The sequence below is a fragment of the Niabella sp. CPT15-335-S11 genome, from assembly GCF_058792415.1.
Genome location: NZ_JBYTEI010000001.1, coordinates 119,219 through 135,310, shown reverse-complemented (window position 1 = coordinate 135,310; position 16,092 = coordinate 119,219). Strand labels below are relative to the sequence as shown.

13 protein-coding genes are annotated in these 16,092 nt (G+C 47.0%); 7 read left to right on the top strand and 6 right to left on the bottom strand.

Features of this window, described 5'->3' with window-relative positions; genetic code table 11:
* The first annotated feature begins 10 nt into the window (after positions 1-10).
* Positions 11-574, top strand: coding sequence for a crossover junction endodeoxyribonuclease RuvC (gene ruvC / locus AC3WS5_RS00570; RefSeq protein ID WP_492465238.1), 564 nt, complete (start codon positions 11-13; stop codon positions 572-574).
* Positions 575-609: 35 nt separating this feature from the next.
* Here the strand turns inward: ruvC and AC3WS5_RS00565 are convergent, their stop codons facing one another.
* Positions 610-999, bottom strand: a complete 390-nt coding sequence (locus AC3WS5_RS00565; RefSeq protein ID WP_492465237.1) for an HIT family protein — start codon at positions 997-999, stop codon at positions 610-612.
* A 50-nt stretch (positions 1,000-1,049) separates the two neighbouring features.
* Positions 1,050-2,060, bottom strand: coding sequence for a LacI family DNA-binding transcriptional regulator (locus AC3WS5_RS00560; RefSeq protein WP_492465236.1), 1,011 nt, complete (start codon positions 2,058-2,060; stop codon positions 1,050-1,052).
* A gap of 273 nt (positions 2,061-2,333) precedes the next feature.
* On the opposite strand from AC3WS5_RS00560, the gene AC3WS5_RS00555 reads away from it, so the two are divergent.
* The 6 genes from AC3WS5_RS00555 (at position 2,334) to AC3WS5_RS00530 (ending at position 12,209) form a co-directional block, all read left to right on the top strand.
* Positions 2,334-3,152 carry an SDR family oxidoreductase gene (locus AC3WS5_RS00555; RefSeq protein ID WP_492465235.1) on the top strand — a complete coding sequence of 273 codons (819 nt, stop codon included), beginning with the start codon at positions 2,334-2,336 and terminating at the stop codon, positions 3,150-3,152.
* Between the two features lie 68 nt (positions 3,153-3,220).
* Positions 3,221-6,364, top strand: coding sequence for a SusC/RagA family TonB-linked outer membrane protein (locus AC3WS5_RS00550; protein WP_492465234.1), 3,144 nt, complete (start codon positions 3,221-3,223; stop codon positions 6,362-6,364).
* A gap of 11 nt (positions 6,365-6,375) precedes the next feature.
* Positions 6,376-8,247, top strand: coding sequence for a RagB/SusD family nutrient uptake outer membrane protein (locus tag AC3WS5_RS00545; RefSeq protein ID WP_492465233.1), 1,872 nt, complete (start codon positions 6,376-6,378; stop codon positions 8,245-8,247).
* A gap of 240 nt (positions 8,248-8,487) precedes the next feature.
* Positions 8,488-9,921, top strand: a complete 1,434-nt coding sequence (locus tag AC3WS5_RS00540; protein ID WP_492465232.1) for a Gfo/Idh/MocA family protein — start codon at positions 8,488-8,490, stop codon at positions 9,919-9,921.
* A 99-nt stretch (positions 9,922-10,020) separates the two neighbouring features.
* Positions 10,021-11,376, top strand: a complete 1,356-nt coding sequence (locus AC3WS5_RS00535) for a DUF6807 domain-containing protein (RefSeq protein WP_492465231.1) — start codon at positions 10,021-10,023, stop codon at positions 11,374-11,376.
* On the top strand, positions 11,373-12,209 hold the full coding sequence (locus AC3WS5_RS00530) for a ThuA domain-containing protein (protein ID WP_492465230.1): 837 nt from the start codon (positions 11,373-11,375) through the stop codon (positions 12,207-12,209). Before AC3WS5_RS00535 ends, AC3WS5_RS00530 begins: the two co-directional genes overlap by 4 nt.
* A gap of 18 nt (positions 12,210-12,227) precedes the next feature.
* On the opposite strand, the gene AC3WS5_RS00525 is transcribed toward AC3WS5_RS00530, so the two are convergent.
* From AC3WS5_RS00525 to AC3WS5_RS00510, 4 genes are all read right to left on the bottom strand, one after another.
* Positions 12,228-12,923: an RloB family protein gene (locus AC3WS5_RS00525; RefSeq protein ID WP_492465229.1), complete on the bottom strand. Its 696-nt coding sequence runs from the start codon at positions 12,921-12,923 to the stop codon at positions 12,228-12,230.
* Positions 12,898-14,232 (bottom strand): AAA family ATPase, encoded by a 1,335-nt coding sequence (locus AC3WS5_RS00520; protein WP_492465228.1) that lies wholly within the window; start codon positions 14,230-14,232, stop codon positions 12,898-12,900. Before AC3WS5_RS00520 ends, AC3WS5_RS00525 begins: the two co-directional genes overlap by 26 nt.
* A gap of 261 nt (positions 14,233-14,493) precedes the next feature.
* The gene (gene greA / locus AC3WS5_RS00515; RefSeq protein WP_492465227.1) at positions 14,494-14,967 is read right to left on the bottom strand and encodes a transcription elongation factor GreA; all 474 of its coding nucleotides are present in this window, start codon (positions 14,965-14,967) and stop codon (positions 14,494-14,496) included.
* A gap of 194 nt (positions 14,968-15,161) precedes the next feature.
* Positions 15,162-16,091, bottom strand: a complete 930-nt coding sequence (locus tag AC3WS5_RS00510) for an NAD(P)-dependent oxidoreductase (protein ID WP_492465226.1) — start codon at positions 16,089-16,091, stop codon at positions 15,162-15,164.
* Between the last annotated feature and the right edge of the window lies 1 nt (position 16,092).

Genomic DNA, 16,092 nt, shown 5'->3' with positions numbered 1-16,092 from the left:
TAACTTCAGTTTGACAAAGACGGATAAAATAATCATGGGAATTGATCCCGGCACCCTGGTGATGGGATATGGGATTATAGCTTGTTCGGGGCGCAGGATCAGCTTACTGGAGATGCAAGTCTTAAAAATTAGCAGTCGGATGCAGGCTTACGAACGGCTTCACCTGATCTTTCAGACCGTGAATAAACTCATCCTGGAATTTCGGCCCGATGAGTTTGCGATTGAAGCTCCTTTTTATGGTAAGAACGTTCAAAGTATGTTAAAGCTAGGACGGGCGCAGGGTGTGGCGATAGCGGCTGCCATGCAGTATCATATTCCCGTGACCGAGTATTCTCCGCGACGCATCAAACAATCCATCACAGGTAACGGTAATGCCGGTAAAGAGCAGGTCTGGAAAATGTTGCAGCAGTTGCTCTCTCTGACGGAAGCGCCAGGATATCTGGATGCTTCAGATGCGCTGGCGGTTGCCATGTGCCATCACTACAGCCTGGAATCTCCCGTTCAGGTGAGGAAAGATTTAAAAGGCTGGGAGGATTTCATCAAAAACAATCCGGGCCGCGTAAGGAAACCTTAATGTTTATGCTGCAAAGGCTCGTGCATCCACTGATCTCAGAGATTTCCTGTTATTTTTTTCTGTATCTCACGCATTTCCTCATCAGGCAGTTTCAGTTTGGGCTGAACAAAGTTGAGGTCATTGGCTGTGTTGATCGGGATCAGGTGCATGTGGGCGTGCGGGACTTCTATACCTACCACGCTGATGCCGCATCGGTTGCAGTCGAATGATTTTTCAATGGCTTTGGCGATTGGTTGGGCGAAGACCAGCCATTCTGAAAGGTATTCCGTCGGCAGATCAAACAGATTATCTATTTCAATTTTAGGCACTACCAGGGTATGTCCCCGGCGTAGGGGCATGATGTCCAGGAAGGCGATGAACCAATCGTTCTCTGCGATCCTGTAGGAAGGGATCTCACCCGCGATGATTTTAGAAAATATGGTCATGTTTTGCGTATTGATTTTTTGTATAAATATTAAAAATTCGTAATTGATCATCAGTGTACGACGAGCGTGCAAGGTACTCGAATAAAGCAGGGTGTGTAATCCTCGCCGGATTCTTTCAACTGAATATTCCGGAAGATCCGCTGCGCCGCCTTAACGCCCATCTGATAGGAGTTTTCATCGATAGAGGCCGCCGGCTTATGATCCAGATGCTGAAGCAACGGGAGGTTACCGAAACCAACAACGTCGATTTTATTCGCTATCCCGGGATAATTTTTATTGAGGTGCCGGATTACATCCAGGCTTATATAGTTTTTGAAGGTGAAAAAAGCAGTGGGTGGATCCTCCAGGTGCATCATGCGGTCTACCGCTGCGGTCGTCTGCCCGGGCGTTAAATCAACTTCTTCTACAAGCCCCTCGTCGAATCCAATCCCCGCGCGCCTAAGCGCGTTCTTATAACCGTCCAGCCTCAAATAGCTGGTCTGGAATGTTTTGGGTCCCATTAAATGAGCAATCCGCCGATGCCCGCGCCCAAACAGAAATTTCATGGCTTTCATCGCACCGTCTTCATTATTGGCGCACACATAATCAAAGGCAGGCTCAGAAAACGACCTGGATAAAAACACCACGGGTATCCCGGTTTGAAGCAGCCGTTTAATTTTTTCCGTACTAGTGGTATTTTTTGTAACCGCAATGATCACGCCGTCAACCCTGTTCCTGATCATATTCTCAATCACTAATTCCTCTTTTTTTAATTTTTCATGCGATTGAGATACGATTACGTTGTAATTGGTTTTTTGTGAGATGTCTTCAATGCCGTTAACCGCCAGCACATAGAACTGGTCTAATAAATCCGGCATGATCACACCCAGGTTCATGGATTTATTTTGCTGAAAATGGCGTGCCGCCTCGTTGGGTATATAGTTACACTCCTTGGCGAATTTTTGTACCCGTTCCCGGGTAAGCACAGCAATTACCGGATTGTTATTGAGCGCCTTCGATACGGTAGATACCGACATATTCAGCTTTCGGGCAATATCTTTGATCGTTACACCTTTCTTCATGAGCGGAAACCATCCTTTTTACCAGTAAAACCTGGATATTTTTGCTTTTCCTGCAAGGTACTATTTATTTCAAACGTTGTAAATACACTTATGCCCCGAAAGGGTGTGGAAACCCATTCTAAACGACTACCTTGGACCGGAATTAGAGAAAAACCGAGGATAGGATTGTTTTGTTGACTGTAGCAGATTAGCAGCCATATCACCGTCAGGGAGCAGGAATTCAGTAATCCGGAATAAGGTTAGACTTTTTCCACAAATAAGCATACGAGAAGCATGTATATGAATGATTTTAATTTAACCGGCAAAACCATTATTGTCACCGGGGGCACCGGAATTTTAGGTGCATCTTTTATCAAGTCTATAGCAGGCGCAGGAGGTGCCATAGGTATTTTGGGGCGAAACGAAGCTGTGGCGCAGGAGCGGGCCAGGGAGATTAGTGAAAACGGAGGCAAAGCCATCGCATTAATCGCAGATGTAACCGTGGAAGCCCAGTTGCTTAGCGCCAGAGAGAAGGTCCTGAAAGAGTATGGCAGAATCGACGGGTTAGTGAATGCGGCTGGTGGTAACATGCCTGAGGCGCTTGTTCAACCGGGTGCAGATCTTTTTAAGCTCAATATCGACGCCCTTAAGCAAGTGGTGGAGCTCAACCTGTTCGGGACGATATTGCCCACCCAGGTGTTTGGTGCAGAAATAGCACGTGACGGGGGTGGAAGTATTGTCAACATCTCTTCAATGGCTTCGCAGCGCGCGATTACCCGGGTATTGGGTTACAGTCTGGCTAAGAGCGCCATTGACAGCTATACAAAATGGTTTGCCATGGAACTGGGCGACCGTTATAACGATGCGGTTCGTATGAACGCCATAGCGCCGGGTTTCTTCCTGACAGAGCAGAACAGGACGCTGCTGACTAAGTCAGACGGAACCTATACCGAGAGAGGCGAGCTGGTCGTGGATCACACGCCGTTCAAACGATTGGGCGATCCCGCCGAAATAAACGGGGCCCTGATCTGGTTGCTGAGCGATGCTTCAAAATTTGTCACCGGTACGATCATTAACGTAGATGGAGGGTTCTCCATATTCAGCGGCGTGTAATGCGGGGCTAGTATTTTTCTTTATCGTATATATAACAAAATCGACTAATACGCTTAAAAAACAACAAAATGAGAAAAACAAAACAAATGCAGAAACGAGGGCTTGGTCTGCTTACAGGATTGGCCCTGCTGTTACTCTGGCCTGCTTTTCTGATGGCGCAACCATCGTTGCTCAGTGTCAGCGGCGATGTTGTAGATAGCAAAGGCTACCCAATGGCCGGCGTGAGCGTAACAGTTAAAGGAAGAACGATCGGCACGGTCACTAACGACCAGGGGCATTACACGCTTGCCAATGTGCCGGATAACGCAGTGCTGGTCTTTAGTTTCACGAATTACGAAAAAGTAGAATCTCCGGTTCAGGGTAGGAATATTCATAATATATCCCTCACGGAGATTGCTTCATCACTGAATGAAGTCGTGGTGATCGGGTACGGTACAGCCAGGCGAAAGGACCTGACAGGTGCGGTTGCCTCGGTGCAAACCAGGGAGCTGGAAAAGGAGGCCCCGCGGTCCATACAGGACCTGTTGAGAGGTAATGCAGCCGGGCTCATTATCGGCCAGGGAAATAACGCAAAGGCAGACGCATCACTCCTGATCAGGGGCAAGGGTACGCTCAAAGCCGGAAGCGGCCCGCTGAATGTGGTGGACGGCGTCATTTTCGATGGATCCTTTACCGATCTGAACCCCAATGATATTCAGTCTATCGATATCTTAAAAGATGCGAGCGCTACCGCCGTATTCGGGGCTAAGGCGGCCAACGGCGTCGTATTGATTACAACCAAAAAAGGATTACCCGGGAAACCCCGGATCACGTTCAACGGAAACCTGGGGATGGTCGAAAACGCCGCAATGCCGCGTGTGATGACGGCCGATGAGTTTCTGGTATATCGCTACGATTATGAAATGGGCAGAAGGACCGCGGCCTATCACGAGAAGTATCCGGAAATGTTTGTGGATCCGCGCAAACTGACCAATGTACAACAACTGCCCTGGTATAATTATGACCAGAAAACGCCGGTGACCTCGGTTACCGATGAGCAACTGATCAGAACCTGGCTGTCCAGACTGGAACTTAAAACACCTGAAATCGACAATTATCTGGAGAATCATATTACTAACTGGCAGGACCTTGTTTTCCGGAGAGGGTTTCAACAGGATTACACGGCCAGTGTTTCAAACAGAAATGAGACCTCCAGTTACTATTTCTCACTGAACCAGGTCGACCGGGAAGGAATCATCGTGGGGAACCGCTACAAGAACTTCAGGACCCGGTTGAATCTTGAATCCAAAGTGACATCGTTTTTAAAAGTAGGCGCGAATACCAATTTTGCAGTCAGGGATGAAGGCTTTCTTCAGGCAGACTGGAAACAATCGGCAGTAATTTCACCATATGGTTCCAATAACCTGAACGATCCCACCAGAGTTTACCAGCGGCTTCCAACCGGTGATCCAACGCCGGTGAACCCCTTTCACGATAACCTGTACCGCGACCGGAAAGATATTTTCAATACGCTGAACTCAAGTATATACGCGGTGCTCACGCTCCCTTACGGGTTTGAATTCCAGTCTAATTACACGCCTTCATTCGTGTGGCATGAATACTATAACCATGAATCGTCCAAAAACCCTGAATGGGCAGCCAGGGGAGGTAGCAGCGAACGAACTTTTGAAAAAACCTTCAACTGGCAGATCGATAATGTGCTGAGGTGGAAAAAGCGATTTGACGAACATAATTTTGAAGTGACTTTATTGCAGAACGCTGAAAAGGGGCAATTCTGGCGGACAAAGGCAACAGCGTCTAATTACAGTCCCAGTGATGTCCTTGGCTGGCACCGGATCCAGGCGGGTACGGTTCCCCTGAACGAAAGCAATGATACCTACCGGACCGGCGACGCGCTGATGGGACGATTGTTCTATTCTTTCCGGAACCGGTACATGCTGACGGCATCCGTACGTAGGGACGGTTATTCTGCCTTTGGCGCAGAAAACCCGAGAGCGACGTTTCCGGCGATAGCCCTTGGCTGGAGTTTCTCCGACGAGAATTTCATGAAATCAACCAAAGGCTGGCTGGACTATGGCAAGCTGCGCCTTTCCTGGGGTAAAAACGGAAACAGGGATATTGGCCAATATGAGGCTTTATCCGATATGACCTCAGGACTCCATCCCTATATCGACCAGAAGGGGAATTTATACCTGTATTCGCAATTGTATGTGAACCGGATGGCGAACCTCGGCTTGAAATGGGAGAGTAAAGAATCTTACAATGTCGGATTTGATTTTTCTGTGTTCCAGGGTCGTCTTAGCGGATCTGTTGATGCCTACATTGCAGAGACAAAAGATTTGCTGGTTGACCGGGCGCTTCCCGAGATCATTGGCTTTAACAGTGTCGCCGCCAACCTGGGTAAACTGGAAAACACAGGGTTTGAATTTACACTGAATAGTGATATTATCAGGAAAACCGATTTTAACTGGAACTCCTCGCTGATTTTTATGCTGAATCGTAGAAAGATCAAACACCTCTACGGCGATATGGTGGATATTAAAGACGCCAATGGTAATGTAATTGGGCAGCGGGAAGCCGATGATATCAAGAATCGCTGGTTTATCGGACAGGATCCGGACCGGATTTGGAGTTACGAGCGTATCGGCGTATGGCAGATCGGTGAAGAAGCCGAAGCAGCAAAATTTGGTAACCAGCCGGGTGACTTCAAATACAAGGACCAGGATGGAGATGGCGTGATGACCGACAAAGACCGGATCTTTCAAAATTATACATCACCGAGATTTCGCTGGTCATGGAGAAATGAATTCTCTTACAAGAGACTGATCCTCTCCCTCTTTATGTATTCCAACTGGGGTCAGACAGACGGTTACAACCGGGCGGCTAACAACGCGAATTTTGCAGACAGGTCCACTGATTATGCCATTCCCAGGTGGACCCCGGAGAATCCCATCAATGATTACGGACGTATCGGATCTAAAAACATAGGAAGTAATTACGTGGAAAGGTCATTCATTCGCCTGGATAATGTGGCTCTTTCCTATTCTGTACCCAAAGACCTGCTGACCAGGTTTAGAACTCAGGGTCTTACCATCTCCGCTTCAGTTAGAAATGTGGCTTTCTGGGCGCCATACTGGACATTCGGAGATCCTGAATCAGGAGGAAATCCCACTCCCCGTACTTATAATTTAAGCCTCAACATCACTCTTTAATATCGCTGAAAATGAGACACAATACATTCAATATAAAACTTACGGTTCTTTCTGTGCTGATCATTTCACTGGTTGGCTGTAAAAAAGATTGGCTAAAACCAAAGCCTTTGTCTTTTTATGAACCAAGTATCGCTTTATCGGACGCACAGGGTATGTATTCCGCTATTACAACCTGCGAGAGGAATATGCGGCATGAATTTTTTGGAGATGGCGCGCCCATACTTACCGAGATGATTCAGTCTGACGTAGCTGTGGAAGGCACTACCGACAAAGCGGGTCCCCAAATGAATATGGATATTTCCCTGTTACCGGATGCCAACCTGAATTCTGTGAATACAACGAAAGTGGGCTGGTACTGGTATGAGGGTTACAAAGGCATTAAATACGCCAACTCGGTAATTTCAAGGATCGGCAATGCCAAATTCAAAGATGAGAATGAAAAGAATGCCGTGCTGGGTTCGGCTTATTTTCACAGAGCCTACCGTTATTTTAAGCTCACCCATCAGTTTGGCGACGTACCCTTTATAGGCGTGGAGATCAACGAGCCAAAGTACGATTTTTACTCTCACGACAGATGGAGCATCCTGGAGCACATCAAAAAAGATCTTGAATTCGCGTATAAATGGGTGCCGGAAAACGTGGACCGCGGCCGGACTTCAAAAGCTGCATGCGGTGTGTTGTTGATGAAAGTTTGCATGTCCCTTACTGATTTTGACCGGGCCATAGAGGTGGGTACGGAAATCGTGGCCAAACACCCGCTGATGCGGAACCGGTTTACAGCTAACAAAAACAAACCCAACACCAACCTGATGTTTGACCTGCACAGCGTGGAAGCGAAACTCGACATGTCCAATACAGAAGGTCTGATGTATGTGGTTGCTTACCCGGAAATTGAAGGATCTGATCGTATCCAGACCATGCGCAACGGCGTACCCTTCTGGAACAGCGGAAATATCAAAACGCCCGATGGCCGTACAGGAACCAGCATTGCTATTGCGTCCAATGAAACCGATCTTTCGCTGGATCTGAATAAAAACTACGGCCGGGGAATTGGCCGACTCCGCCCCACCTGGTATTATACCAATGAACTCTGGCGTGCAGATAAGGAAGCCAACGACATGCGGGGTATCTTAAACCATGACAGTTGGCGCAGGATGGAGGATCTGAGGTATAATAACCCAAGTCTGAAATCGGCTAATAGTCCCTGGTACGGAAAACATTTTGTAAAACCCGCGGCGATGAGCGTAGAAGATACCATTCGGCTCTGGTATTCCTGGCCGCATTACAAGTTGTTTGTTCCAGATCCGCTCAACACCCAATGGGCAGGTGGTGAAACGCCCTGGTATATCTACCGTTCCGCGGAAGTTTATTTGTTAATGGCTGAGAGCTATTATTGGAAGAACCAGTTGCCACAGGCCGCGGCAGCGTTGAATGAGGTCAGGACCAGAGCAGGTGCCAGTCCGCTTACAGCGGCCGATGTGAATATCGGGGAGATCCTGGATGAGCGTGCCCGTGAACTGTATTACGAAGAGAACCGGCATATCGAACTGGTAAGGATTTCCTATATTTATGCGAAGACGAAAAAGCCCTGTGAAATTTTCGGGGGCCGCATTTACAACCTGGAGAATATAAGTGGCCCGGGTGGCACGAACTCCAACATCAAACAGGCAGGTGTAAATTTCTGGTATGACAGGGTTGTGGATAAAAGCAACTTCTACAATAAGGGTCTAAAGCATAAATGGGCTGAGTATAAAGTGAGCGTTCATCACATTCTTTGGCCGGTACCGGCAAACGTGATTAATACAAACCTGAAAGGGGTGATCAATCAGAATATTGGATATCCCGGTGCGGAGAACAATGTAAAGCCTTTGAAAGTTGAGTAAATGGGAGTGGCAGTGCAAATGGTCTTAGATGATGACAAACGGATGATATCGGCCGGATTTGGGCAAGGGCGTTTGAATCAACTGGGCGACTTTTGACGAGGATTGTCAGAACAGTATACAGTTACGTATTTTGAAAGTGGATGCTTTCTTTTCCTGTCAATCTGTTAATCACTCTGGTGTCTGCAAGACAAGTGGCGTCTGACAAACAAATTAAGAGATTCTTTAATTAATCATAAATATATGAGTAAGAAAAATAATAGCAGGTCCCGCAGGGAGTTTATCAAAAACACTGCGAAATTTTCGGTGGGAGCGATGATCCTTCAGGGGGCGCCCACCATTGTACCTTCAACGGTATTTGGCAGGAATGCGCCGAGTAATAAAATCAATATTGGTCAGATTGGATGCGGGCGAATTGCCCGTACCCATGATCTTGCCGAGACTTTTAAGTACGATGCAGCCCGGATCGTGGCTATTGCCGATGTGGACCGGAAGCGGCAGGAATCCGGGAAAAAACTGATTGAGGGATGGTACACGAAAAAAACCGGCAACGCAAATTATGTTGATGTAAAATTGTACGATGATTATCATGATCTGCTGGCTAATAAAGATATCGATGCGGTGATCATCAGCACACCCGATCACTGGCACGCGCAACCTGCCATCGAAGCGGCTTTGGCTGGTAAGCATATTTATCTGCAGAAACCCACCTCACTCACTATTGAAGAAGGCCGCCAGATGAGCGATGTAGTGCGCAAGTCTGGGGTCGTATTTCAATTGGGCAGTCAGCAACGCTCCCTTAATCCCTGGCCTCAGTTCAAAAGAGCCTGTGAGCTCGTTAGGAACGGGCGTATCGGCAAACTGAGGGAAGTGCATGTGGGGCTACCATCTGACCCTGCCGGCGGGAACACTACCGAAATGCCGATCCCTGAAAACCTGAACTATGACATGTGGCTGGGATCAACCCCCTATATCTACTATACGCTCGATCGCGTGCATTCCCAGACGGACGTCAACTCCCGGCCGGGCTGGCTGAGGCTTGAACAATTTGGTGCCGGCATGATCACGGGCTGGGGTGTCCATCATATTGATATCGCGCATTGGGGAATGAATACGGAGCATACAGGTCCGGTGGAAGTTGAAGGCTGGGCCAAATATCCTAAGACAGGGCTTTGGAATGTGCATGGTGATTATGAGGTGAAAGCAAAATATGCCAACGGAGTTTCAATGCTCATAAACAGCGAGAATCCCAACGGAGTGAAATTTGTGGGCACTGATGGATGGATCTTCGTGTCACGCGGTGATGTGGGTGTAACGGCTTCCGATCCAACTTCGGGAGCGGCATCGCAGAACAAAGCATTCAATGCGAGTAACCCGGAGATACTTCGATCAGTCATTGGTCCAAAGGAGATCAGGCTTTATGAAAGCCCGGAACAGCATGGCAACTGGCTGGATTGTATTAAGACTAAAAAGCTGACGATCAGTCCCGCCGAAGTAGCTCACCGTTCCTGCAGCGCCTGCCTGATTGCTTTCGCGGCTATGAAACTGGGTACCAAACTGTATTGGGATCCGGTAAAAGAAGTATTTAAAGACAACGTGGAGGCCAATAAGCTTTTATCGAGGCCGCAGCGGCACCCCTATGGTACCAATTATGTAAATTTCAAACGGGGGAAATAAGAACCGATAAGGTGATTTGCAAAACGTAACTGATTGTTGATAATTTAATAATATTTTTCAGATCAAATGGGAAAATGGAGGGGAACAACATTGAAACAAATGAAGTCAGCATCAATATTGCGTTACCAATTACTCGGTGGTAACAGCAAAGGCGTTCCGGATGGGCAGGTATCACGGAATTGCCACGAGTTGATAAGGCACCCGATGCACATCATGAAGACCCTGTCGCTGGTAACAGCGATGATGATAGCGGCATCAGCCGGCGCCCAGACCATCGCCAGTCTGCAGGTGACCACCAAAGGGACAGAGAAATATCCCATACCGGTGATGATTGATCTGGATGCGGTCACGTATTTGCCGGATAGCGTATTGCAGTTGGTGGAGGTAAAAAGCGGCAGGCATTATCCAGTTGGATTCCAGATCGAAGCAAGTGGTCGCCGGCAGCTCCACTGGATTGTTGAGTCTTCGAAAACCAGGCAGCGGGTTTATGAATTGGTGAAAGGAACAGCCGTACGTTCAGTTATGCTCATGAAGGCGATAGAGAACGATGGCGCCGTAGTGCTGGGTGATGGCGTGAGGGATTTTCTTCAGTACAATTTTAAGACGGTCTATCCGCCTGCGGGCATCGACACTGCTTATAAACGGAGTGGATTTATACATCCGCTGAACACGCCTGGTGGTAAAGCGCTCACCCGCATCAACGCACCTGATCATTATCACCACTGGGGCATGTGGAACCCCTGGACGCATGTGCTCTTTGAAAAAGATACGGTTGATTTCTGGAACCTGCGCGACCGGAAAGGTACTGTTCGTTTCGCCGGTTTCAGCGCCATCGAAGCCGGGGGTGTTTATGCCGGGTTCAGCGCTTTGCACGAGCACGTAGCTTTTAAAAGGGGTGGGGGTGAAAAGACCGCCATCAATGAGCTGCAAACGGTACGAATTTACAGAACTGGGCCGAACAGTCATTATTACCTGATGGACTTCACGGCACAGTTGAGTTGTGCTTCATCCAGCCCCGTACTGTTACTGGAGTATCGCTATGGCGGGCTGGGAATACGCGCGACAGAATTGTGGAACAAAAACAATAGCGAGACCCTGACCTCTGAGGGAAAGAACCGGAGGGAAGCCGATGGCAGTCTGGCGCGCTGGTGCCTCACGCAAGGCAACCTGGGCAATGATTACGGCGGACTGGAGATGATGAGCTTTCCGGCAAATTACAATCATCCTGAACCGTTGAGGGTTTGGCCCGAGAATATGAATAACCGGGGCGATGTGTTTTTGAATTTTTCTCCCACCAAGAACAAGAACTGGCTGCTGGAGCCCGGTAAAGAATATATTCTCAGGTACCGGTTCCTGGTCTATGACGGCCGGCTGTCAAAGGATGAAGCCGAGGAAGCCTGGCAGTCGTTTGCAAATCCACCTATCATTACCATCAAAACGATTCAACCGAAATGAAAAAATATTTTTGCTTCTTACTGATCGCTATTTTCTTTTTTAATGCTGATTCAATTAGCCAGAAAGTCAAATGGAAGAATATTCGCGTCCTCGTTTATACAAAGAACGGAAAAGGCTATGTACATGATAATATTCCCTTTGCCGCGAGGGCGATCATGGATTTAGGGAAAAAGGTTGGCTTCCGGGTCGACAGTTCGTCAAACCCCGCCGTGATGACGGAGCGCAACCTGCAGCAATACAGCATGCTGATCTTTCCCAGTACCAACAACGATGTATTTGACACGGATGCGCAGCGACTGGCTTTCCGGAGGTATATTGAAGCGGGAGGGGGATTTGTAGGCATTCATTCTGTTACGGGCACTGAACGCAAATGGACCTGGTTTAAGATGTTGCTTGGCGGTACTTTTTCCTGGCATGCGAAGTTTCAGAAGTTCACGGTCAGGGTGATTGATCCAAAACATCCGTCGATGAAGGGAACGCCGGCTGTCTGGCAGAAGGAGGACGAGTGTTATTTTGCCAAGGAGCTTTATCCGGGTCCACGTACGCTGATGGTGAATGATTTTTCAACGATCGATACCAGTGATGCGAAGCAGAAAGAATTGCTGAAACTGCATGCCGGTTTGTTTGCGCGTTATTTCCCATCGGCCTGGGAGTATGATTTCGACGGCGGATCCACCTGGTGCACTACGCTGGGGCATGACAAAAAAGACTATTCCGATCCTACGTTCATCAATCACATTTTCGGTGGTATCAGCTTTATTGCCGGGAAAGTAAAGAAAGTCGATTTCAGCAAGGCGTATGCGGTGAGTTATGATGAGGAGGTTAGATACTAACATTATGGCCGCACGAAACTAAACAAATTTCAAAAGTTCCCTTACCAATTTGAACACGGTTGTAGACGATTCTTCTTGAGCGGGATTTTCATGGTTGAGATTGTTGTAGTTTCTTTCTGCTCTTTCAATTGCCAGGTTAACCCTCCGTCTCTTCGTCTTTTTTTCCTCTTCATTTAATAGTTCAAAAAAGCCTTCGTCTATTATTTTGTTCTCAAATGTAAGCCCTCTCGGTTGGAGGATCTTTTCGATTTTTTTAGAATAATCGTATCGATGCATTTGCCCCCCTTGGTGATCTTCAAAATGAAGTATTAGCCAGTATTCAAATGCCTGGTTGGAGTATGCCACATGAAAACCCTGTGAATGTGCGGAATTGATTGCGTTATTAAAGTTTTTGTCTAAAAAATCGTCTTTATCGAATACGCACCAGACCTGGTCATATTTTCCGTTGTTTGAGAGTTTCTTGGCCCTTTTTACCAATGAAGTGGTATTAAAGCCCTCTCCAACTGATATTACGGTTGCAGACGACAACCGGAATTGATTAAAATAAGACGGCTCTGTATTCTCCCCCTCACAGACAATTAGAATTAATGGCTTTTCCAGTAATGTTGCCGGAGGCCTCTCCAAGTTGAATTGAGATCTTCGCTTAATTTTTAATTGTTCCTTATGTTTTTCTTTTGCCGCAATTTGCTCAGCTTTTTTGTTCTTCATTTTCATATCGCAATAATCTCGTATTTAAATCTTCAAACAAACCTAAGTACGGAACAGCTCCATATTTCCCCCTGATGTAATTTTCTTCAAAAGGATCATTTTTCCTAACGTCGTCAGACTTGAAATCAGCCAGAGAATAGAGTGTTGCTTCGCCGTATTTGTTTTTTTCAGTAAACCAGATCTGATCGCGCCTGAATAGCCCAGAGCTCAGTAAATTGGTGTCGTGCGTGTTAAAAATCAGTTGGGCATTCTTCGTGTTTTGTTCTTTAGAATTGAATAATGAAACAATTTTACAAACCAGGTTCGGGTGCAACTTTGAATCCAGCTCATCCACTACCAGCGTGTAGCCGTTTTCCATCACGTCAAGGGTCGGTCCCGTTAGAGCAAAAAATTTCCTGGTGCCTGATGATTCATCGCCATCCATGGATAAATTAACGCGCCCTATCGGATTCCTTGAGGAATCATATTTTTTATGAGTTGTAAGTACGTCCGAAATGTACTCCGCCTTTTCTTCTTTAACTTCTTTGATGATCTTGTTCCTCAACTCAATTGGCATGTTTTTAGGTAATTTATTAATGTCTAATTTCTGAAGTTCAATATCCTGAATGCCGAGATCCGCAGCCTTTAATAATTCTAGTATTTTTGTTTTGTGTGTGGGACTCTCGGTTTTATGCATGGTGAATCCCTGGTAGCTGGATTCATCTGATCCCGAAAGTATCTTAAGCCGTTTAAACCACTCAATGACCTGAATGGCTGTTCTCTCATTAAATTGTGCTGCAACCGAAACCAGAAGTGCGTTATCCCTGATCAGCCCCTCCTTGATCACTGCCCGTCCCTTTGTAAAAATTCTCGAATGTGTATCAAAATCATTGCCATCCCGATAGAAGAGCTCTATCTCTTTAGTCTTTGGCTTATAATAGAGCCATTCAGAAACGACCTTGTTTCTCGTAGCTTCGAACCCATACCGGTAAAGCGTATTTTCATGGATAAAAACTACTTCAAATTCAGACGCCTGATTTTCTGTCTCCGCACAAAGGCTAAACGGTTCGACTCCAATTTTTTCACCTTCCTGACTCTCTTTGGAGCTATTTATGACGAAGTAACTCATAAATCCAAGACCCTCCACTATTTTGCTCTTTCCGCTGGCATTCGCGCCGTAAATTACGGCACTCTTGAGTAACCTCAATCCATGTGTTTGGTAATCATACACATTGTCGCTTTCTCGTGTTACTTTATCGTAATTTGAAGCGACCATGCTCAAAGTGACCTTCTCTTTGAAAGTTCTAAAGTTTTTTAGTGAAAAAAGGACTAACATAACCTTGATTGTTTTAGACTAACCACACGAATATAGTAAATAATTCTACGGGAAATGTAAAATAAATACATTTATTGTAGAATTAACACCGAAAAATATTTCTATTCTACAAAAACGTAAATAGTTGTCATTTTTTCTAAGCTGCATCTAAACGAACAAAAATCTTAATTTTTAGTGGGGAAGATAGTGGTTAGCATCAAAAAACCGGGCAATGCCCGGTTCAATATCATTGGTGCCTGGGCGGTCCTTCCGCCCGGGATGTTAAAGGCTGATCTCTTCAATCTTAAACTCAAGAATCCCTGCAGGCGCCTGAACGGTGGCGACCTCGCCGGCTTCTTTACCCAGGATTCCCTGGCCGATCGGTGAGGCGACAGAAATCTTGCCGGCCTTCAGGTCTGCTTCCTGCTCGCTAACCAACTGGTAGGTTACCTGTTTTTTCGTTTTCATGTTGGTGAGTTTTACCCTGGTCAGGATGGAGACCTTGCTGGTATCGATCGTGGATGCATCTACAATGCGGGTATTGGCAAGTGCGCCCTCCATAGCAGCGATTTTTGCTTCCAGCAAACCCTGCGCTTCTTTAGCTGCATCATATTCTGCATTTTCCTTTAAATCACCTTTTTCCCTGGCTTCTGCAATAGCCCGGCTGGCCGCCGGCCTGTCGACCGCTTTCATGTGCTGAAGCTCTTCCTTCATTATTTCCAGGGTCTCTTTTGTTACATAATGAATCCCATTCATAACCATTTTCTTTATAGATAACAGAAAAAAATAACAACGCCTCAGGTTTTACACCGAAGCGTTGCATATACATTAACTACAAATATATCCAATTATTCCGAAACAAAAAAATAATTCAGCCCTTTTAAAAAGCATCAAAAATGGGTTCCTTCTAAGGGTTCTGAATGAGCGGGCGCACTGCAAAACTGTCGGGACTATCCGATTCCCAGCTTCTTGAGGAGCACGGTCACCATCCTGAGGAAAGCCTCGTGGCTGTAACCCGCGATGTGCGGGGTTATGATCACATTAGGCTGGGCACATAGCCAGTCGAGCTGCTCTTTTTCCGTGGGATTGTAGGTGCTTAACCGTTCATTCTCAAGCACATCCAGGCAGGCGCCTGAGATCAGTCCCTCTTTGAGACCGTGGATCAGGTCGGCGGTATGCACCACTTTCCCCCTGGAGGCGTTCAGGATAATAGGTTTGTTCTTCATGGATGCCATCAGTTCCCGGTTCACCATATGATAGGTGAGGTCTGTTAGCGGCAGGTTAAAGCTGATGATATCCGCGTAGCGGCAGACCTGTTCCAGGGAGGCTTCTTTAATGTAATCGTGCGCGAATCCGTTCTTGTACAAATCGTAGGCCAGGACGGTCAGGTCAAAGGAAGCCAGCAGTTTAGCGAAGGCGCCCCCGGTATTGCCAAATCCCACGATACCCACGGTTTTGCCCGTCAGTTCGGTGCCCCGGTTGGCACTTCGCTCCCAGATCCCCTGTTTTACCTGTTGTGTGGCGATATTCATTTTATTCATCAGCATCAGCAGCATGCCCAGGGAGTGCTCGGCAACGGCATTGCGGTTGCCTTCCGGACTGCTCTCACATTGAATACCTTTACTTTGTGCGTAGGGAACATCTACCAGCTCCATACCGCTTCCCAGCCGGCCGATCCATTTAAGGGAGGGTGCTACATCGATCAGGGCTCTGTCCACGCGGATACGGGTTGTCAGCACCAGGCCACGTGCTTCATGGATCTGAGCTTTCAACTCTTCATAGGTTATTGCGGGGGCGTAAACCACATCGTAGCCGTTTTCAGCCAGTGCTTTTTGTAAAAAGGGGTGGGCATTGCCCGTGATAAAAACTTTATTGTTCACG